Below are 21,542 nucleotides of genomic sequence, written 5' to 3'. Positions count from 1 at the left end.
TATAGATCAAAGGGTTGATGGCTAAGTAAGTGCCATTCAAATCTGTCCCCTTTTTCGTTTTTTTGCTCTTTTTGCCCCTTTTTTTTACTTTTTATTCAAGCACGAGGCTTTGCGTCTCCTTGGTCACGCAGCAGAGCTCGAAATTTCCTCACTTCCGCCAGAAGCTCCGAATCCTTCATCAAACAATCGATATCGGCAAGGACGTTTATTACTTTTTCACCAAAATCCGATCTGGCGCCCCAATCATTTTTAAAAGCATCGATTAGCGCGCAGATCAACTCTCCATCATATCTATCACCAGCAAGAACATCCTCGCTTAACATTGATATTGCCACAGGTAAAACTTCAGCAACAAAAACCTTCTGCCTCAGTGCATGACATATGTCACCAACACTCAATTCAACAATGGAAATTTCGCGCACAGACACATACCAATCGCTCAACGGGGATGGCCTATCACTTGGTGAAAAATTTTGATTTAACTGCCGTTCCATATCAATAAATTTCACATTTCAAAGCCCTTGATTACTGATTTGATTAGATCAAAAAACCCGGGAGCATAAGGGGGCAAATTTATTTCCATACAATAATTTTAACGCACCCCGCGCCTAGCACTCGGCGTCCTACCGACACCTTAAGCAGCGGACTTCACCGTCATCTTGGCCATGCAAAAGTAAAGTTTAGAGTAGACAAATAAATCTGCCCCTCTTCTACCCCTCTGCGTACCTCCACCTATAACATCCGGCTCAACTAGCCTGCGCATTTGCACCATCAAACTCTAACTATAACGAACTCCAGAAGAACATCAGAACCTGAAATCGTATCAAGAAAATACCTGGCTGACTCTCTCGACGCAGCAGGAAATCTCTTTCCAGCGGATACCGCCAAGGAAGAAAAGTCTGCGATACAATCCAAGTCAGGAATTCGTTTATCGCCCACAATTTTAAATCCCTCGACTCCGAGCACAGCCGCATCGTGCACCTCACAAAAATCTAGCAACTTACCGCCATCTTCTAAATTGAATAGAGGTGTATCACCCCACATCCTAGTAGGTTCTGGCCCCACACCCACAAACATGAACTCCTGCATCACTAATCCCAAGGGGCTACCCAATTTTTATCATTCTTATCTGACACCTGCACGATTGCACCTGCCCTGTCATTCCGCACAACGTAAGAACCATCTTTTGCTATATATCCAGTTGCCGGATCATTGAGACGCGTGCCTGAAACCGGGTCGAACCTAGTATCTTTAGTCACAACCGTCTTACTTGGATTTGCGATCACGGCTTCAAGAGATTCGGTGGTCCAGCCGCGCTTCCCCATCTGCTGGGCAATTTTCGGCTCAATAACTGAAGAAATCCCCTTCGCACCATCTATGACACCCTTCCCGCCCCCTGGCAACTCTACAGGAGTAGTCGCAGGCTTTTTGGCCTCATTCCCACCACCCCCTTTGCGCCCCGAAGCAACCCCCAGAATCATGCTGCTGATGAGCTAGCCGCCCCCCACCAGGAATTTGTCGCTCTCAGATTCCCCATTCAGGACAACACCGCCGCCTTCCATGTGCTCGGCAAGCATCGTGCCGACTCGGGTCATGGCACGGTCGTACTGTTCATTGAGGTCTTGACCAAGCTCCGTCTGCCCAATGGCTGTCGATACCGCTAGCTGCATGACTGCCTTGGGCACCTGGATCATCGCCAGCGCCAAAGCCACTTTCTGACCTCGCTCTGGGTCCGACTCCAAGTACTCATTGATGAGCGAGGCATAGCTGAGCGCCATCTGGACCGGACCACGTGACTCACTATATGCGAGGGATCAAGCTCCCCCAGCACACGTACAAGCTCTTTCGTGGACTCCTGATGTTTATCGAACACATGTTCGATCTGATTCAGTCGTGCCAGCACCTCTTGCTGGAAGCTCGGGGTGCGCATCAGCGCCTTGGCTTCATCGGGCTTGAAGTTCGCCATCAGCAAGGCTTCATAGGTGTCCTCTGCGAGCTTCACCCCGCCAACGGCTACCGCATTGGCATCCAGCTGACGGCCTTGCAAGCGTTCGAATCGGTTGACCAAGACATTGACGGCATTTCCAACCTGCTCGTAGTTCTTGAGTGCGGACTCGTCATAGTTACGCAGCTCATTTGTCCATCCGCTCAGCGTCTCTACAGGATGGATTGCGCCGTTAACCGAAGAGTCACTCAAGTACAGATCGGTGCGCGACTCATGATCCCGCGTGATCTCGTAAGCCTTGTCCAGATCCCAATTCAACCCGACAGTGGAGTCCTTCCCCGTCTCCGCATCCTTGCGCACCGTGATATCACCCGCCCCCACGGTGGCACGGACGATCTGCTCGCGGTCCTTCTCGTACTTCCAGCCACTGACGCTCCAGCCGTTCTCGCCTTTGTCACCCTTACCCGTCTGGCTGCTGTCCTGCTGTGTTGCGGCAGTCCCTTTTTTCCAGGTACCACCTACGTTCAGGTAATAGCCGCGCTCCTGGTCCTTGCCGGCGATATCACTGTGGCCCAGCGTGCCGGTGTCGAGCTTGAGGTTGCCGTTGTCAGCGGCGATCAAGGCACCATCGAGCTGGGTGTGGTTTCGGTACGGATGTCGACCTTGTCCCGAGCGGTGATGCGGGTCTGGTTTTCCACCCACTCGGTCTCGCCCGTGGTCTTGCCTTTGCCGACCGAGCCGCTGATACCCGAGCCCGGGCCTACCGTGACGGTGGCGCTCACGAAAAAGGGGACCACAAAAAAGGGGACCACAAAAAAGGGGATAGATTTATTTTCCATACTCTAATTTTCACGCCCCCGGCTTCCACCACATGACTTCCTCACCGACATCTTAAGCAGCGGGCTTCAACGTCGCCTTGGTCATGCAAAGACTGAAATTAGAGTAGAAAAATAAATCTACCCAATTTTTTCCTAGAAACATAAAGGGGACAAATTTATTTCCCACACTCTAAATTTACTTCCTTACGTAACCGCTAGACACGCTCGTCTAAAGAGATCGAAATTAGAGCAGGAAAAATAGATCCACCCCTTTTCCGTAACCGTCTTACTTGGATTTTCGATCACGGCTTCAAGGGACTCTTTGGTCCAGCCACGCCTACCCACCTGCTGGGTAATTATCGGTTCAATATCTGAAGCAATACCTTTGCACCAAATTATAGATAGAGGTTTTCGACTGAATTGAAATTATTATCCCGATTCGACAATAAAGCCCCTCGCCAGATTCATTGCCCCCAAGAAGCCAGAAAATGGAACTTTCAAAATCGCGCTATTTAAGTCAGCAAAAACCTCTATCTCTAGAAGCTCCATTCCTTTATCTTGATTAATTTGAGCAATAGATTCACCTTTATATTTAACTTCGACCGTCAGTTTCTCATAGCGAGAATCACTAAATCCCAAAACCTCAAATTCCAAATTACTTTCAAGCTTCATGGTTGTACCTTAGGGTCCAAAAATCCTGAGAATGAACCATCACTATTGTAGCGCAAACCTCTCCCATCAGGCGTTCGAACCTCTAACCCACCGCGACTCAAATTAGAGAATGTTGAGTTCGGATTCTTGAGGATCTCATCAATGATTCCAAGTGCAGTTGTATTTTGCTTTTCAATTCCACCTGAGAGTTTTGGGAACGTTCCAGTATCTCGCTGACCAGAAGCATGTTTTGTGAGCGCTCTAGCAGCCTCTGTCAAACCTTCCTTATTCGAAAAAGGGGACAGATTTATTTTTCACACTCTAATTTCGACTTGCTCCGCTTGCAGCGCTAGACGTGCTCACTGACTTCTCAAGCTTCGTCGCCGTCTTGGCCATAAAAAGGTAGCAATTAGAATAGAAAAATAAATCTATCCCTTTTCTGGTGATCATAGTGGTCTTTAATGGGGACTTTTAGAGTAGAGCTGTCATAGTCCATTTTACACAATCAAATCAGACCAGCACCTCGCAAAATGACCTCACTTGCAAACTCTAACCCACCAACTTCTACCTTAGAGCCGTCTATGTAATGGGAGTTTCCACAAACGTTACACTGACAAGCCAACAGGCCGTTATGTCTACCTATAAAAACGCGCATCCCATCGGATTCACACCTAGGGCATTGCTTATCAATTTCGATAGTTATCAACGCCTCCATTGTGTCGCGTAGAAACCGCGCAATAGATTCAGCCTCCTTAGCCTGATATTTCAAGACGACTTTTTTGAAGTGCCCTATATCACTGGGTAAAAACGACGAGTAATCAACAGGCATTATATCTTCATTTACATGTAAAAACTCATCGAACCCGTAGATAGAAAATGGCTCAACAGTAAACCACTTATAATTACCCCTAAGCCACGAAAGAATCACCACAAGAACATCTTTTAGTGATGATTCTTCACTAAGTGGCATCACAGCCAACTGAAGTTCACGCCACACTTGCACAGGAAGAGATCGCATCAATTTATCGCCTTAACTGGGAAGGTGGTTATCAGATTGCCAGCCCTATCGGTAAACACTTTTATCACTGAAGTAGGAATACCTCCATCTTTTAGTGTAGTAGTGCCAATGACTCTGCCCGTATCAACAGTCCTTACAAACTGACCATCTGGTAACGCAGTAACTGGTGATTTAACTACTGAACCACTCTGAAGAACTCTCTTCAACTCATTTGGACTAATAGTAAACACAGAACGGGAGTTGGAGACTTCTACGTCGAAATGACCTATCAGCACATGATCGAAGCCCGCAGATACTGGCTTACCGGTCTCACGGAGCGGAGTGGTTTCCGTGCGACCATTGGCAATATTTATCCGAGACTGTACCCGGCCAGGAACCTGAGTGACAGCTTCGCTTGTCGCTTTTGCACCATCTATGACACCCTTCCCGCCCCCTGGCAACTCCACAGGAGTAGTCGCAGGCTTATTGGCCTCATTCCCACCACCCCCTTTGCGCCCCGAAGCAACCCCCAGAATCATGCTGCTGATGAGCTTGCCGCCCCCCACCAGGAACTTGTCGCTCTCAGATTTCTCATTCAGAACAACACCGCCGCCTTCCATGTGCTCGGCAAGCATCGTGCCGACTCGGGTCATGGCACGGTCGTACTGTTCATTGAGGTCTTGACCAAGCTCCGTCTGCCCAATGGCTGTCGATACCGCTAGCTGCATGACTGCCTTGGGCCCCTGGATCATCGCCAGCGCCAAAGCCACTTTCTGACCTCGCTCTGGGTCCGACTCCAGATACTCATTGATGAGCGAGGCATAGCTGAGCGCCATCTGGACCGGACCACGTAACTCACTGATATGCGAGGGATCAAGCTCCCCCAGCACACGTACAAGCTCTTTCGTGGACTCCTGATGTTTATCGAACACATGCTCGATCTGATTCAGTCGTGCCAGCACCTCTTGCTGAAGCTCGAGGTGCGCATCAGCGCCTTGGCTTCATCGGGCTTGAAGTTCGCCATCAGCAAGGCTTCATAGGTGTCCTCTGCGAGCTTCACCCCGCCAACGGCTACTGCATTGGCATCCAGCTGACGGCCTTGCAAGCGTTCAAATCGGTTGACCAGGACATTGACAGCATTTCCAACCTGCTCGTAGTTCTTGAGTGCGGCCTTGTCATAGTTGCGCAGCTCATTCGTCCATCCGCTCAGCGTCTCTACAGGATGGATTGCGCCGTTAACCGAAGAGTCACTCAAGTACAGATCGGTGCGCGACTCATGGTCCCGCGTGATCTCGTAGGCCTTGTCCAGATCCCGATTCAACCCGACAGTGGAGTCCTTCCCCGTCTCCGCATCCTCGCGCGCAGTGATATAGGCATAAAGGGGAAAGATTTCTTTCCATACTCTAATTTCGACACGCCCAGTTCCCAGCACTTGGCGTCCGTTGTCACGGGACAGGCCCATATGTCCCCCTTTTTCGTCTTTTTCCCCGCCCCCTTTTTCCCCTTCTCCCTTTTCTGCCACGTCCTTATTTTTCATCCTTCGCTAGTTTAATCACCATTCTCTAATGCCTCCGGATGAAACCTCTCTCCTCGCACGCAGATCTCCCGCCATTCCTCGACAGTGAGTGAAACATCATTAGCATTTGAATAGAACACAAACACTAACTCCCTAGTTGAATTTACGGAAATTTCCATAAACGGCCCGCCACCTCCCTCCTTGTAGACGCACAGATAAGGAAAATCACTATTTACATCACCCACTTTCTCAAACACCAAACCGGTCACGGCCTCACTCCTCTAAACCCAATAAACTTACCATCGATACCCCAACTTGCGGCTCTACCGTCTGGCAACGTATAAGTCACCCAACCTGCGGGGTAGCGACCTCCCGCCCCCGTACTCCTAGCGCCCCCTTTGAGTATTTCGTCTACAGCCGCACTGCCCACCTCATTTAGCTGAGCATCTGATCTATAAGTCTTTCTAAGTGCCTCGGTCGAGTCAAATCCAAAATATTCTGGGTGCTTTGTAACAGCACGTCCAGCATGACTGATCAGCTGTCCTTCTGTGTACGGCTGGATCGCAGCATCTCCAAATTTTTTCGACTCATTTCCCGACTGTGGTGAAGTCTCATTAAAAATCGCCCCTGGGTTCAACTGGTGCCCTGGAGTCTCATAATTTCCGCTAGCCGTTAGCCCATCAAGCTGGCTTCCACCGGTATGTGGCGTCGTGACGACCTGCCCACCTTCACCATACCCGCCACTACTAGGGTTCCTCCCCTCCCCCTCAATCCGCGAGCCCTCGTACTGCTTGAGCCTCGGATCAAGCACATGGATCGGCAGCCCTTGCTCTTCGAGGACAACCTCGACCATGAGCCTGACCATCCGCGCTCGCTGGTTGTAATCGCTGACGTTTGCCTCAATCGAATCAATCGCACTCGAAACTGCAGCCTGCATTTCTGCCTGACGCTCTGGTGCAAGTTGGCTAACACCCAGGGCAGTAGCCAGTGCCCCCATCAACACATAACCGGCATAGGCCACCGGGACGAAATTCTGCTGCCCAGGTTTCTGCCCGTTCAGTTTCGCCATGTCATTGAGGATCTTCGCCACCCTGGCCGGGTCCTCGCCGGCCACCTCGGTCAGGCGTTGGGCAACGGTATCGAACGCCTCGCTGTTCTGATTGCCAGCAATACGACCGAGCAGCGACCTGACGACGTTCGAGCGCGTCTTTTCGTAGCGACTGCCCAGTTGACGATAAATCTCGCGCGTAGCTAACCCGAAATTCACTGAATCAGGGTTAGTGCCAACAGCCAGCGCCGCGGTCGCAAGGAACACGTCACCTAGTTTGTTAAGAGCCTCTTCACTGTTCTCCCCATACTTTGCCGCGCTGTCTTTCCACTGCTGCAGCGTCTGGACGGGATTCATCACCGCTTGGGTAGAGGATCCAGTCGCATAAAGATCAGTGCGCGACTCATGATCCCGCGTGATCTCGTAAGCCTTGTCCAGATCCCGATTCAACCCGACAGTGGAGTCCTTCCCCGTCTCCGCATCCTCGCGCACAGTGATATCACCCGCCCCCACGGTGGCACGGACGATCTGCTCGCGGTCCTTCTCGTACTTCCAGCCACTGACGCTCCAGCCGTTCTCGCCTTTGTCACCCTTGCCCGTCTGGCTGCTGTCCTGCTGTGTTGCTGCAGTCCCTTTTTTCCAGGTACCACCGACGTTCAGGTAATAGCCGCGTTCCTGGTCCTTGCCGGCGATATCACTGTGGCCCAGCGTGCCGGTATCGAGCTTGAGGTTGCCGTTGTCGGAGGCGATCAGGGCACCATCGAGCTGGGTGTGGTTTTCCGTGCGGATGTCGACCTTGTCCCGAGCGGTGATGCGGGTCTGGTTTTCCACCCACTCGGTTTCGCCCGTGGTCTTGCCTTTGCCGACCGAGCCGCTGATACCCGAGCCCGGGCCTACCGTAACGGTGGCGCTCAGGTCGAACTCTTTGCCCTTGACCTTGCCGGTATCGATGGCCGAGGCCACATTCAGGTCGCCGCCCACACGGCCGATGACTTCGTCGCCGCGTACCTGGGCGCCTTTGATGTTGGTGTCCTTGCCGCTGGTGAACTTCAGCTGGTCGCCTGCGTAGACGTAGGCTTCCTGGTGTCGCTGTGCGTCGCGTTCCAGCTGGCCCTTGCCCAGGTTGACGCTGGCGTAGATCCCCACCCCTTCCGAGCCGAACGCCAACCCGACTTCACCACCGCCGCTGCGACGGTTCTGTTCGTAGTGCGAGTCGTTCTGCGCGGCGCGGATGTTCAGGTCATTGCCTGCGGCCAAGTCGATGTCACGCCCGGCCTTGACCTGCGAACCGACGATGTTCAGGTCATGGCTGGCGTCGAGCTTGATATCGCGCCCCGCGTCGAGCTGGCTCGGCGTCGAGTTGCCCTGGGTGCCATCGGCACCCGCAGCGCCATGGCTGGCGCCGATGCCAACCTTGATGCCGCCACTGGTACCACCGTGAATGCCGGCCCAGTTCTGCGACTCGCGGGTCTTCTGGGTGCTGCTGCCGTGGGCGACATCGATATTGATGTCACGCCCCTTGACGTCGATGTCCCGCCCGGCCTGCACCTGGCTGCCTTTGACATTGACGTCGTTGCCGGCCTGCAGCTTGATATCGTTGCCGGCCTCCAGGCTGGAGCCACGGTTGCTTTGCTCGATGCTGGTCTGCTGGTTCTTCTGCGAGCTGTTGCCGATCTTGAGGTCGCCGGTTGGCCCGGCAAGGAACTGGTTGATGCCGTCGATGGCCTGCAGGGTGCTGGTGACCTTGCTCACGCCATTCTCGCCCTTGCCGGCGTTACTCACCGCGTCCTTGGTGCGCCCAAAGTTATGGTTGATCGAGGCCCCGGCACCCTGGGTCGCATACTCCCGCTCCTGCTCGTGGATTCGGGTTTCACGCGCCGCGTCGATGTTGATGTCGCGGCCCGCGCCCAGGCTGATATCGTGGCCTGCCATCAAGTCCGAGCCGGTCTGATTGATATCACGCCCCGCGTTGACGTCCAGGTCCTGTCCAGCCTTGATCTGGCTGGCAGAGGCCAACTGTTCGCGCAGGCGATCCTTGGCCAATTCCTTCTCGACGCCCGCGAACACCTTGATCCCGTTGTCGTCGGCACTGGCACTCAAACCGATCTTCGAGGTTTTCGACCAGGTCTTGCTGTCGCTCTGGTTCTCGGCGGCGGCCACGTTGACATCACGTCCCGCGTTCAAGCTGACATTGCGGCCGGCATTGACACCGCTGCCGAGCACGTTGATATCACGCTCGGCCTGGAGCGCGGCATCACGCACGGCCAGGACCTGGCTGCCGACGCTGGTGCTGCTGCGTGCTTCCTGGCCAGCCTTCTTGGCGGAGGCCAGCGAAACGGACGGGACGACGACGATGCCGGGGGCAACCGACATGCCGATCTTTTTCTTGTACGAGTCGCTGTGGCTGTAGGCCGTGTCGTTGGCCGACACCAGGTTGATGTCACCCGCTTTATCCATCAACCCCGCGCGCAATTCGACGTCCTTGCCGGCATTCGCCTCGCTGGCGCGCAGGCGCACATCGCTGCCAGCCGCAACAACGATGTCGTTGCCGGCATCCAGTTCGCTGCCCACCTGCGTGGCGTGGGTCTGCAACTGGCTCTTGCCGCTTTTCGACAGGCCAAGAAAACCGGACTTGCTCTTCTTGCTGTACTCGCCGTGCTCCTCGACACCGGACAGTACCGCCACATCGCCAGTGGCACCGAGCATGACATCACCACCGGCCTTGAGTTGGCTGCCAATCACCGCGACATCGCGGCCACCGTCCAGGGCGATGCCACCATCGGCCTTCTTGCTGACGTTGACGGTCAGGTCGCCGCCGGCATCGATCACCGAGGCGACGTTGGTGCTGTGGTAGCTCTCTTGCTGCTTGGAGCTACCGCGACCGAACGAGCCCTTGTTCTTCTTCTGGTAGTAAGAGGCGCTTTCGTTCTGGCCGGAGGCGATGGTCAGGTCGCGCTCGGCGTCGATGTCGACAGCGCCCTTGCCCTTGACCTGGCTGGCGACGATGGCCATGTCCTGGCCCGCGGACAGTGAGACGTCGCCACCGGCCTTGACCGTGGTCGACACCTGGGTGACCTGATCATTGGACTGGGTGACCTTTTTGCTGCGGCTGAAGCTGTGGGCTTCGTTTGCGGCGGAGCTCAGGTTCAGGTCTTCGCCTGCGGCCAGGGTGAGGTTGCGGCCCGCGTCGGTCTGGCTGGCCACGGCGGTGAGATCGCGGCCGGCGACGAGGCTCATATCGCGGCCGGCGGTGATCGTAGCGCCGTGTTGCTGCACCGTGTTGCTGCGCTGGCGATCGGTGTAGAAACCTTGACGTTCTTCGACTGACAGCAGGCTCACATCACGACCGGCACTGAGCGACAAGTCGCCGCCGCTCTGGATCACGCTGCCGACGTTGTTGATGTTCTGCCCGGCCTTGAGGGTGAGACTGTTGCCGGCTTCGATACGCGCGGCGCTTTCAAGATGATCCCTCTGCTCACGCACGCTGCCGTAAACGATATCCGTGCGCGTGAGGTCCCGTCGGTTGATCAGGTCACCATTGACGGCCGTCAGGCTGATGTCACGTCCAGCGACTATGCCGCCGGCGCTGTTGACCAGGCTGTTGCCGGCCAGCAGGTCCAGATGCCCGCCTGCCTGGATCAGGCCGCTGTTCGTCAAGTCCTTACCGGCAGTGGCACTGAGGTTGCGTGAGGCTCGCAGCGTGCCAATGTTGGTGAGGTTTTTCCCGGCTATCAGTTGGACATCCTGCCCGGCGATCAAAGCCCCGTCAGGTGCCAGGCGGCCGTTGGCATGGGCCAGGTACAGCACCGGCGCAAGTACCTGTTCCCCATCGATCTCGCGTGCTTCGAGCCAGACGATGTCGTGCGTCAACGCAGCCACCTGGGCAGAGCTCAGGCCTACGCCAACATTCAGGCCGAGGGCATCCTTGCTGCGGATGGCATTGTCCATCAGGTGCTTGTACAACTGCTCGCCGGAGGTCTGGCCATCGATAAACTGCTGGCCGGTACGCGCCACCACCGCCTGCTGGATCAGGCGCTGCTCGTAGAAGCCGTCACCAAGGCGCTTCCAGCTCTTGTCCGGGTCATAACCCAGATTGCCGAGCAAGTAGTCGGAGCTCATGAACTGCTTGAGGTCGGTTAGCAGCGGATTGGTTTCAATCAGGTACTTGTGCGGCTTGTTCGTATATTGGCTGTCGGGCAGGCGGGTGATGCCCGGTATCCGTGGTGGGGCACTGACTCCGGCATCCTGCGCGCTCAATTCAAGTGCCTGCGCACCTGGGTATGGCTTTCGAACGTCGCTATCCACAGCTTCGGCCACGGGCGCATTGACCCCGATGGCACTGGCTTTGGCCGCCGACTCGACACGCTGATGGGCAATCCGATCGATTGCCTGCTCGCTCACCCTGGACGTGGCTGCATCCACTGCCTGGATCGTGCCCAGTCGGGAGCTGGCCAGCCGCTCGCGCTCATGTGTGCCGACGGTGGCGTTGCCCAATGACCAGCCCTGATTGAGCCCGGTTGCCGCATCGCGGCCCTTGCCACTCAAGCGGAACAGGCCATTCTGCCCAGCCGGCAGGCTGAAGCCTGGCAGTTTGGTGGGATCTACCTGTCGCTGGGCCAGATCAGGTGGCAACTGCGCGTTCAGATTGACCACCGTGGGCTGCGTCAAGCTGGATACCTGGGTATCGAACGAGCGATTGCTGGTAGCCGCTGCCGCCCTGTTCACAACGATATTGCTGATGCTGCCTGCGGCAGTGAGCTTGGCCGTCCCGGCGGCCTGGATGACCGCCGGGACGATGAATTTCTGATCCGGCTTGACCTCGGGTTCTGCATTGATGCCGTCGAACACCCCGGGGTCAAACTTCGCGACCAGTTTGTTGAAGGCGGTTTCGTCGAACGGCCCGGAACGTGGGTGGGCTTGGTTGTAGGCATTTACTTCGTTGATCAACTGGAAGAAGTAGCCCGTGGAAACCCTGACCCCAGGCCCCACTTCCCTTGCAACGGTTCCCGATCTGGAACGCTCACCCTCGTTGTCAATGCTGCCGGCAGTAATGGAGAGATCGTTGGCCGCCGAGATGACGCTTCGAGAATTGAGCACACTGCCTGCGCCAATGGTCAGGTCACGCCCGGAAACCAACGTTGCCGTGGGCGAGTCCTCGTGAATCACGGTCTCGAAGGTCTTGTAGACATGCACCGGCCCCTTCACCCACCGCGATCCCTTGCAATGCTGGACGCAGTAGATGGTCATGTAGCCATCGGTGATCTGGTGGCTGGCGCTGAACTTATCGCGTTTGTTGACGACGCTGGATGCCTGCAGATTGATGTCACCGGCCGCCTCGATAGTGCCGGAGCTGTTCAGGAGGGTTGTTGCTGAACTGCCTGGGGCGACGCCGGCCACCAGCAGATGGCCCAGGCTGTAGACGTCCGCATAACGGTTGCTGAAATCTGCCGAGAGGATGGACATGTCCCGGCCACTGAACAGGAAGCCTCGACTTCCGTCAGCTGCCTGGTCGTTGTGGACGGACTGGGCGAGCAAGTTCAGGTTGCGCGACGCGGCCAATGCCCCGTAGTTGGACAGGCTGCCGGCGTTGATCGTCAGATCGTTGACCGCCGACAAGCGCCCAAGGTTGCTCATTTGCTTGCCGACGTTGACAACGATGCTGTCGCCACCCGCAATGCTTGTGGCGGTGCCCAGGCTCATCTGCGCCGCAGACAGGGTCATGTTCCCCAGGCTGGTCAGTCGGCCATTGCCCGAATAGGCACCGCCCAAGGTCAGGCTCAGCGTGCCATCGCTGGCAATCAACCCATCATTGAGCCAGTTGCCGCCCTTGCCCAGCAACGCCTTCGTCGCCAGCAGTTGCCCACTCGAGGTCTGGGTGAAGTTTTTGACATCGAGGTTGAGCGTGCCGGCTTGCAGCACGCTGCTGTTGACCCAGCTGTCGGCACTGAGATTCAAGGTGCCGTGCGTCAACAGGCGGCCTCCCGCCGCCATGACCTGCTGGCTACTGACACCGAAATCGCCATTGCCGAGGTGAATGATGCTGCCCCCGGCATTCAGCAGATCGCCTATGACCAGGGCAAGATCGGTGTTGGCGGTTTCCAGGGCCCCGTTGCGGTTGTCCAGCAGCCCGCCGATCTGGAATCGTGTTGTGCCGCTGTTGCCCAATGCACGCAATTGCCCGCCCTGGTTGTCCAGGCTGGCCGCCGTGATGGCCAGGGTGCTGGCGCTTTCGATAATGCCGCCGCGGTTGTCCAGCGCCCCGCTCAGCCCCAGTTCGATACGCTGGCCGACCATCTCGCCGCGCGCATCGCCGCCGTTGAGCAAGCTGGCGCCGGTGACTTTGAGCAGGCTACTGGCGGAGATGCCGCCATCGCGGTTGTCCAGCTGCCCGGTACGGATCAGCGCATCACCGCCCAGCGCGGCGATGCGTCCGCCGTGGTTGTCGAGGCTGGCGCTCTGCACGTCCAAGCTCAGCGCCTGCAGAATGCCGCGCTGGCCAGCGGCATCGCTGCCATTGCGCAGCACGCCGGTGGTGCGCACGCCCAGCGCCTGCTTGAGGCTGGCGAGGATGCCGCCGCGGTTGTCGAGGGTGTCGGCGTTCACGGTCAGCGCGCCATCCTGGGCGATCAGCTTGCCGCCCTGGTTGTCGAGCAGGCCGGTGGCCTGCACGCTGATCGCGCCCTTGGCCTGCACGCTGCCTTTGGCGTTGTTCAGGCTGGCCGCCTGCAGGCTTATGTCGCCCTGCTGGCTGTAGATCAGGCCATCGCCTGAGTTGTTGAGCGCGCCGCGGCTGTCGAGCGTGAGCAAACCTGTGGCGGCCAAGGTGCCGCGCTGGCTGTTGTCGAGGCTGGCGGCCAGCACCTTGAGCAGGCCCTGGCTAGCGATCTGGCCAGCTTGGTTGTCCACCAGGCCGGCACGCTGGATCAGCAGATCCTTGCCGGCGAACAGCTTGCCCTGGCGGTTGAGCAGCTCGCCGAGCAGGTCGAGGGTCAGGGTGCCCTGGGCGGCGAGGCTGCCGTCGTTGTTGTTCAGGCTCGCGGCGGTCAGGCCCAGGTCCTGGCGGGTGGCCACGCGGCCGCCGTGGTTGTCGAAGGAGCCGCTGCTGATGAGCAGTTTTTCCCCGGCATCGATCAGGCCACCGTCCTGGTTGTCCAGTGCTGCCGTGATGGTCAGCTGCTGGCCGCCGCCGCTGGAGAGGATGCCCTTGGCGCTGTTGTCCAGGCTGGCGGCCTTGACGTCCAGGCGTTGCTGGGCGACCAGCGCGCCGCCGTCGCTGTTGCGCAGCGCGCCGGTCACGCTCGCCTGCACGGCGCCCGAGCGGCTCGACAGGGTGCCCTGCTGGCGGTTGTCCAGGCTTTGGCCGGTCACGCTCAGGCCCTGCCAGCCCGAGACCAGGCCGTTGCGGTTGTCGATGGCGCCGCTGGTGATGGCCAGCGTCTGTTCGCTGATCAGCTTGCCGTCACGGTTGTCCAGCTCGCTGACGTCCAGCTGCAGGGCCTGGGCGGTGGAAATCTCGCCGCCCTGGTTGTTCAGTTTGGCCAGGTTGACCAGGGTCAGCGGCCCGGCGGTGGTGATCAGGCCGGCGCCGTTGTCCAGGTCGGCGCCACCCAGGTCCAGCGCGAGGCTGCTACCGAGCAACTTGCCGGCGTGATTGTCCAGGCCCTTGCTGGTGAGGGCGAGCGCGTCCTTGGCTTCGATGCGGCCGCCGTCGCGGTTGCTCAGCGCGCCGGCATGAATCTCCAGCGACTGGCCGCCGATCAGGCCCTTGAGGTTGTCCAGGCGCTGGCTGACCCGCAGCAGCAGGCGCTGGTCGCTGAGCAGGCGGCCGTTGCCGTTGTCCAGTTGCTCGGCAGCGACGGTGAAGGCCTGGGCGCTGGACATCTCGCCGCCCTGGTTGGCCACGGTCTTGAGGTTGTCCAGCTGCAGCGACGGCGCATTGATCAGGCCGCCACGGTTGTCCAGGTGGCCGTGGCCCAGGTCGAGCTTCACCGAGGTATCGCTGAACAGCTTGCCGCCCTGCTGGTCGAGGCCGGTGACCGTGGCGGTGAGTGCTTCGCGGCTGCCCACGCGGCCACCGTCGCGGTTGTCGAGCTGGCCGGCATGCACGTCGAGGGTGCGATTGCTGCTGATGCTGCCCTGGCGGCTGTTGTCCAGGTGGCCGGTGGTGATGGCTTGCGCGCCCTTGCTGGCAATAACACCCTTGTCGGTGTTGTCCAGGCTGGCGCTGGCCAGGGTGATGTCGCTGTCGCCGAGCAGCTCGCCGCCCTGGTTGAGCAGCGCGCCGCCCGTGGTCAGTTTCAGGCTGCCGGCGCTGTCCAGTTTGCCGGTGCTGTTGTCCAGGCTGTGCGCGGCCAGCACCAGCTGGCCCTCGGCGCTGATCAGGCCGAGGCGGTTGAGCGCCGCGCCGGTCAAGGTCAGGGTCATGTCGCGCTGGCTGGTCAGGCGGCCACCGTCGTTGTCCAGGGTCAGCCCGGTCAGGGTCAGGCCGGTCTGGGCCTCGAGGCGCGCCTTGTTGCGGTTGAGCAGCGATTGCAACGCCAGGGTCATGCCGGTGCCGGCCACCAGCAGGCCGCCGTCGCTGTTGTCCAGCGAGGTGCCGGTGACCGCGACAGCGGCCTTGCCGGTGATCTCGCCGCCACGGTTGTCGATGCGGTCGACCTCCAGGGTCAGCGCGCCATTGCTGCCGAGCAGGCCCGCCTCGCGGTTGTCCAGCTCAGCGCCCTTGATCCGCAGTTGCTCGAGGCTGATCAGCGAACCGGCGTTGTTGAGCAGGGTGTCGGCCTGGACCTCGCCCTGGCCTTTGCCCGAGACCTTGCCCTTGCTGTTGTCCAGCGTCCCGGCAACAAGGTTGAGAGCGGTGTCGCCCACCAGGGTGCCCTGTCGGTTGTCCAGGCGACCGTCGACGGTCAGCACCAGGCCGGCGCGGCTGCTGACGGTGCCCTCGCGGTTGTCGAGGCTGGCGGCATGCAGGTCCAGGCCCTTGGCCGAGACCAGGCCCTTGGTGTTGTCCAGCGCCTGGGCGATACGCACCGTCAAGGCCTGCTCGCTGAGCAGCTTGCCCTGGCGGTTGTCCAGGGTATTGGCCGCCAGGGTGAAGCCTTGCGGGCTGGTGATTTCGCCGTTCTGGTTGTCGACGCGGCCGAGGTTGTGCAGTACCAGCACCGGGGCCTTGATCAGGCCGTGGTTGACCAGCGCGCCCTGGCCCAGGTCGAGGGTGATCGAGGCCTTGCTCAGCAGGCGTCCGGCCTGCTGGTCAAGACCGCTGGCGGTCAGTTGCATGGCGCCATCGCTGTCGATGCGGCTGTCGCTGCCCGCGTTGTTGACCTGGCCGGCCTTGAGGGTCATGCGGTCGTTGCCGACCACATGGCCGCTGTCACGGTTGTCGAGGGTGCCGGTGACGATGTCGATGGCCCCCTGGGCGCCGACCTCGCCGGCCCGGTTGTCGAGGCTGGCACTGCGCAGGTCGAGGGCGCCGTCGGCGGTGATCGAGCCGCGCTGGTTGTCGACCTTGCCGGTGGTGGCCAGGGTCAGTTTGCCGGCGCTGCTCAGTTCGGCGTCGCTGTTGTCCAGGCTGGCGGCGCCGATGTCGAGGTCGCCTTCGCTGGTCAGCAGGCCCTTGCCGTTGTCCAGCGCCTGCTCCAGGCGCAGGCGTGCGCCCTGCCCGGCGGAAACACGCCCGGCGCGGTTGTCCAGGGTCTGGCCGTCGAGGGTCAGTTGGCCCTTGCCGCGCAACAGGCCCTGGGCCTGGTTGATGACCTCGGCCACCGTCAGCGCCAGGTCGGTGTCGGCCAGGACCTGACCACCGGTGTTGTCCAGGCGCTGCCCGGTGAGGCTGAGCGCCTTGGCCGCGGACAATTCGCCGCCGCGGTTGTCGACGCTGGCCACGGTCAGGCGCATACCCTGCCCGGCGCCGACCACGGCGCCCTGGCGGTTGACCAGTGTGTTGCCCTTGAGGGTCAACGTGCCGTCGGCGGACAGCTTGCCGCCCAGCTGCTCCAGGCGCGTGACCTGGCCATCGAGATCGCCGCCGCTGGTCAGACTGCCGCCACTGTTGTCCAGGTGCGTGGCGACCAGGCCGAGGTTGCCCTTGGCGCCAAAGATGCCGAGCTGATTGAACAGCTCGCTGCCGCTGAAACGGGCCCAGGCCTGGCCGCTGACCAGGCCCTGGTCGCGGTTGTCGAGGTGGTCGATGGTCAGTGTCAGTGCGCCGTCGGCCTCGATCTTGCCGCCGCGGTTGTCCCAACGCTGGCCCTGCAGGGTCAACAGGTCCTTGCCCACCAGGCGGCCACCGCGGTTGTCCAACTGCCCTGCTTCAATGCGCGTAGCGCCCACGCCGTTGAGCAGACCCTTGGCCTGGTTGTCCAGCAGCCCGGTGACCTTGGCGGTGAGCGTGCCGTCGCTGAGCAGCTTGCCTTGCTCGCGGTTGTCGAGGCTGGCGGCGTTCAACGTCAGCGCCTTGTCGGCAGCCAGCACGCCTTGGCGATTGTCCAGGGCCTGAGCGACCGTCAGCGCCAGCGCCCCACCAGTGATCGTACCTTCACGGTTGTCGAGGCTACCTGCCGTTACCTGGCCGAGGCCGGTGCTGGAAATCTCGCCGTGGCGGTTGTCGATGGCTGCGCCCGTGACCAATGCCAGGCCCGACTTGCTGGTGACCACGCCGCCCTGGTTGTTCAGGGTCAGGGCCCGGATATCCAGGCCATCAGCCGACACCAGGCCATCGAGGTTGTCGAGCAACTGGTCGAGGCGCACGGTCAGGCCCTGTTCGCTGTAGAACTTGCCGCCCGTGTTGTCGAGGCTGCGGCCAGCCAGGGTGAAGGCGCCCTTGCCGAAGATCTCGCCGCGCTGGTTGTCGATATCGGCCATCTGCCGCAGCTGTAGCTGGTTGGCGGCGATCTTGCCGTCGCGGTTGTCCAGCCGGCCATGGTTCAGGTCCAGGGTCAGCGCGGTGACGCTGCTCAGGTGGCCGCCGTGCTGGTCGAGCCGGGCCACGTTGACACTGACAGCCTGGTTGCCGCTGATATGGCCGCCCTGGCCGTTGTTCAGGGCCTGGGCGGTCAGGTCGAGGGTGGCCTGGCTGGCGATCCGCCCGGTGCGGTTGTCGACCAGGCCCTGGCTGGTGACGGTGATGCCGCGATTGGCCAGGACCTTGCCAGTGCGGTTGTCCAGGCTGCCGAGGTTCAGGGCCAGGGTATCGAGGCTGGACAGTTCGCCGGCCTGGTTGTCCAGATGGGCCCAGGTGGCGTTCAGCGCACCCTGGCTGGTGATCTGGCCACGGTCGCCGTTGAGCAACTGGCCACCGGTGAGGGTCATGCGCCCGTCGGCGAGCACTTTGCCCTGCTGGCGGTTGTCCAGGGTCGTGGCGTTGACGCTGAGGTCGCGCCCGGCACTGAGGCTGCCGCCCTGGTTGTCCAGGCGGGTGCCGGTGGAGAGCGCAAGGTCGCCGCTGGCGATCAGGCGCTGGTTGCGGTTGTCCACGGCACCGGCGCTGATCTTCAGGTCGGCATCGGCCACGCGCTCGCCATCGATGTTGATACCCGCCTGGATACCGCCAAGGTTGCTCAGTTGGCCGCCAGCGTTCAACTGTACCTGGCCCCCGGCAGTCAGCCCCTGGCGGTTAACCAGCTCGCCGCGGCTGTCCAGCTGCAATTGCTGGCCGGCATGCACCGGGCCCTGCGCATCGATAGCCGCTGCCTGCAGGCGTACATCGCCGGTGGCGCTGGCCTGGGCCATGCGCAACTGGCCGTTGGCCTCGAGCTGTATATCGCCGCCGCTGGCGATCATCCGCCCGTCCAGGCGTACGCCGACCCCGGCCTCGGTGCCCACCAGCCTGACCGCGCCGGCATACATGCCGCCCAACGCGCTGGAGTCGATGGCCAGGCTCGGCTTCGCGCTGCCGTCGTCCTGGCGCGCCGTGGCCGCCAGGGTGCGCGCATCGACATCGTTGCGCCCGGCGACGATGGCCAGGTTGCGCGCCTGGATCTCGGCATTGATCTTCGTGCTGCGGGCAATCAGTTCAAAGCTGTCGACGTTGCTGGCGTTGAGCCCCGCCCCTTCGATGGCGATATGGCCCTGGTCGACCTGGTAACGGCTCAGTTGGCCGTTCTCGAGCACCGGCTTGCCGGTACTGAGCGTGGCCTGTGGCGTGTTGATGAAGCCGCAGCCATCGCAGGTGATGCCGTGGGGGTTGGCGACGATGACATGCGCCCCGCGCCCGGCCACTTCGGTATAGCCGCGCAGCTGGCTGGCGTTGGCGCCGTTGACCTCGTTGAGGATGACGTTGGCCGCCGTCCCCCGCAGGTTCGGGTTACCGAGGATGATCCCGCCCAGCTGGGTGGCCTGGGTACGGTCGGTGGCGTTGTTGAGGATCAGCCCCTGCTGGCCGACGTTGTAGTCGCTGAACTGGTTGTGCGACAGGCCGCTGCCGTTGGGCGCGGCAATGTTGACGATGGGCACGCCGTTGCCTGCCTGGCCGAGGCTGGTGCCCGGTCCGCTGACCACCACACCTTCGGTGGCCTGGGCCCACAGCGGCTGCCAGAACATGGCGTTGGCCAGCAGGAACGCCAGGCCGCGCTTGGGCAGGCCGCAAAAGCGTTCACGGGGCTGAATTAGGGCCGAGCGTTGGCGGGCCAGGAAGGCGAATAGACGGACGTCCATGTGAAATCTCGTGGGTAAGGCGGGGATGAACCGGGTGAGTCAGATGAGGAAGTCGAGGCGGAAATACACCGGGCGTTCCTTTTCGGTCAGCACGTCGGGGCGTTCCAGGCTGTGGGCGAAGGTCACGCTGGCGGCCATATGCTGGCCGCGGGCGAACAGCTCCAGCGAGTGGCTGCTGGCGCGACCGTGGTACTGGCCGTTGTAGCGGTCGTTGCGGATCACGCCCAGGTCGTAGCCCAGGCCCAGGCCGTACTCGGCCACCAGCGGCTGCAGCAGCGGCCAGCTCACCGGGCGGGTCCAGCGCAAGTCGTTGCGCCAGTAGCCGCCGCTGTCGCCGGACAGCGACTGGTCCTTCAGGCCGCGTACCGACGACAGCCCGCCAAGGCTGATGCGCTGCGGGCTGAACAATACGTCTTCGCTGCGCTGGCCGGTGGCCAGGCTGGTGAAGCTCAGGCGCTCGCCGAGCACTTCAAAACCCTGTACATAGCTGACGGTGGCGCTGTACTTGCGGTAGCGCGCCACCGGTTGGCCCGGGCGCGGGTGGGCGTTGTCCTGGGCGTCGAAGGCGCCGGTGCCCTGCTGGGTACCCAGGTCGATGTTGACGAAGGCATTGCCCAAGCGGCGGCCGTGGTTGATGCCGAACTGCGCCTCGCTCAGGCGGTTGCTGCTGCCCTCCAGGCGGCTGTCCTCGATGTAGTTGTTGGTGCGCAGGTGGGCCATGCCGGCATTGAGCGAGGTCTTGCTGGTGGCATCGCGATGCACCACGCGCTCGGCGCGCAGCTGGTGGTTCTGGCTGTCGCCGGTCTGCTTGAAGGCGAAGCCGTTGGCCTGGGCCAGGGAGCGGTATTCGCTCTCGCTGTAGCTGTAGGTGAAGTTCCACCAGCCCCACGGCAGGTTGTAATACAGCACGCCGTTCTTCGAACCCTGGGTGTGGTCGCTGACCACGTCGTGGCCACCGCGCAGCACCAACTGGTCGGCCAGGCCCAGCGGGCTGTCCCATTCCAAGCCGAGGTTGAGCATCTGCTCACCGGTGCTGCGCTGGCCTTCGTTGTTGCGCGACAGCGAGGCGCGCCAGGGTTTCTGCTGGGTATTGCGCACCAGCACCTCGCTGCCGCCGACGGCCTTGCCGGGGGTCAGCTCCATCTGCGCCTTGTTCGATGGCAGGCGGTTGAGCTGGTCGACCATCTGCTCGACTTCGCGCAGGTTCAGGCGCTGTTCGACTTCGCCGGGGAAAACCATGGCCAGCTCGCGCTCGCTCAGGCCGCTGGCCGGGTCCGGGCGCAGCCCTTCCAGGCGCCCTTCCACCACCAGCACCTGCAGGTGGCCCGAGGACAGGTCCTGCTGCGGCAGGTAGGCACGGCTGGTGACCAGGCCACGGCCCAGGTAATGGTCGGTGATCGCCTTGAGCAAGGCATTGAGCTGGGTGACGCCCAGGCACTGGTCGATGAAAGGCTTCAGCAAGCTGTCGCGATCGGCGGCGGACAGGCTGTCGGCGCCCTTGAGCTCGATGGTGTGGATATCGAAGCAGCGGGTGTCTTCAGGCCGTTGCTGCTGGGTAGGTTGCGCGCTTTCGCCGGGCAGGTTGCGCAGTTCCTCGAGGCGCCGTTGCTGCTCTTCGAGCAGGCGGTTCTGGCGCTCGCGGATCAGGTCCTGGTCACCCGGTGAAACGGCCCAGGCCAAAGGGCTGCACAGCGTTGCGACAAATGCGAAGCGCGCATAATTGCGCGCTGAGTGACGACGTACCGGCATACCTGTCCCTGGTGATCAAAGCGAAGTGGCGGGCATAGTAAGTGGCCGGCATATTGACGTCAATTTGCCATCACTCAGCTTTTTCGGAGATTCCGGTAGGAAGCTGCACAAGCGCCGATCCATGGTGCTTGTGCAGCCCTTCAGACGCCCTCCCAGGCAGGCAT

12 protein-coding genes and 1 pseudogene are annotated in these 21,542 nt (G+C 60.5%); all 13 read right to left on the bottom strand.

The features are described 5' to 3' along the window. Window positions 1–95 precede the first annotated feature (95 nt). The 13 genes and pseudogenes from KSS90_RS11705 to KSS90_RS11645 all read right to left on the bottom strand — a co-directional run bounded on the left by KSS90_RS11705 (window position 96) and on the right by KSS90_RS11645 (window position 21,378). Complete coding sequence (locus KSS90_RS11705; protein WP_217869514.1) at window positions 96–509, bottom strand: contact-dependent growth inhibition system immunity protein; 414 nt, start codon at window positions 507–509, stop codon at window positions 96–98. Window positions 510–771: 262 nt separating this feature from the next. After that, on the bottom strand, window positions 772–1,089 hold the full coding sequence (locus KSS90_RS11700) for a hypothetical protein (RefSeq protein WP_217869513.1): 318 nt from the start codon (window positions 1,087–1,089) through the stop codon (window positions 772–774). 2 nt (window positions 1,090–1,091) lie between these two features. Continuing rightward, complete coding sequence (locus tag KSS90_RS11695) at window positions 1,092–1,481, bottom strand: colicin E5-related ribonuclease (protein ID WP_225933155.1); 390 nt, start codon at window positions 1,479–1,481, stop codon at window positions 1,092–1,094. A gap of 12 nt (window positions 1,482–1,493) precedes the next feature. Beyond that, window positions 1,494–1,712, bottom strand: coding sequence for a hypothetical protein (locus KSS90_RS11690; RefSeq protein ID WP_217869512.1), 219 nt, complete (start codon window positions 1,710–1,712; stop codon window positions 1,494–1,496). A gap of 466 nt (window positions 1,713–2,178) precedes the next feature. Continuing rightward, window positions 2,179–2,733, bottom strand: a pseudogene (locus KSS90_RS25880) (hemagglutinin repeat-containing protein); the annotation flags it as partial. 459 nt (window positions 2,734–3,192) lie between these two features. Continuing rightward, entirely contained in the window at window positions 3,193–3,435 is a 243-nt protein-coding gene (locus tag KSS90_RS11675; RefSeq protein ID WP_217869510.1) for a hypothetical protein, read from the bottom strand. Continuing rightward, window positions 3,432–3,692, bottom strand: a complete 261-nt coding sequence (locus KSS90_RS26040) for a tRNase toxin domain-containing protein (protein ID WP_496198583.1) — start codon at window positions 3,690–3,692, stop codon at window positions 3,432–3,434. The genes KSS90_RS11675 and KSS90_RS26040 overlap by 4 nt, the downstream gene beginning before the upstream one ends. A 227-nt stretch (window positions 3,693–3,919) precedes the next feature. After that, window positions 3,920–4,432 (bottom strand): hypothetical protein, encoded by a 513-nt coding sequence (locus KSS90_RS11670; RefSeq protein ID WP_217869509.1) that lies wholly within the window; start codon window positions 4,430–4,432, stop codon window positions 3,920–3,922. Continuing rightward, a complete protein-coding gene (locus KSS90_RS25715) occupies window positions 4,432–5,373 on the bottom strand; it encodes a hypothetical protein (protein ID WP_217869508.1) in 942 nt (313 codons plus the stop codon). The genes KSS90_RS11670 and KSS90_RS25715 overlap by 1 nt, the downstream gene beginning before the upstream one ends. After that, entirely contained in the window at window positions 5,358–5,948 is a 591-nt protein-coding gene (locus KSS90_RS11660; RefSeq protein WP_217869507.1) for a hypothetical protein, read from the bottom strand. Before KSS90_RS11660 ends, KSS90_RS25715 begins: the two co-directional genes overlap by 16 nt. 11 nt (window positions 5,949–5,959) lie before the next feature. After that, window positions 5,960–6,196, bottom strand: a complete 237-nt coding sequence (locus KSS90_RS11655) for a hypothetical protein (RefSeq protein WP_217869506.1) — start codon at window positions 6,194–6,196, stop codon at window positions 5,960–5,962. Beyond that, complete coding sequence (locus tag KSS90_RS11650) at window positions 6,193–19,629, bottom strand: hemagglutinin repeat-containing protein (protein WP_217869505.1); 13,437 nt, start codon at window positions 19,627–19,629, stop codon at window positions 6,193–6,195. The genes KSS90_RS11655 and KSS90_RS11650 overlap by 4 nt, the downstream gene beginning before the upstream one ends. A 39-nt stretch (window positions 19,630–19,668) precedes the next feature. Continuing rightward, window positions 19,669–21,378 carry a ShlB/FhaC/HecB family hemolysin secretion/activation protein gene (locus KSS90_RS11645; protein ID WP_217869504.1) on the bottom strand — a complete coding sequence of 570 codons (1,710 nt, stop codon included), beginning with the start codon at window positions 21,376–21,378 and terminating at the stop codon, window positions 19,669–19,671. Between the last annotated feature and the right edge of the window lie 164 nt (window positions 21,379–21,542).

It is taken from the genome of Pseudomonas maumuensis (assembly GCF_019139675.1).
Classification (GTDB): domain Bacteria; phylum Pseudomonadota; class Gammaproteobacteria; order Pseudomonadales; family Pseudomonadaceae; genus Aquipseudomonas; species Aquipseudomonas maumuensis.
The sequence above is the reverse complement of the archived record's forward strand: the minus strand, read 5'-3'. Positions and strand labels throughout refer to the sequence as shown.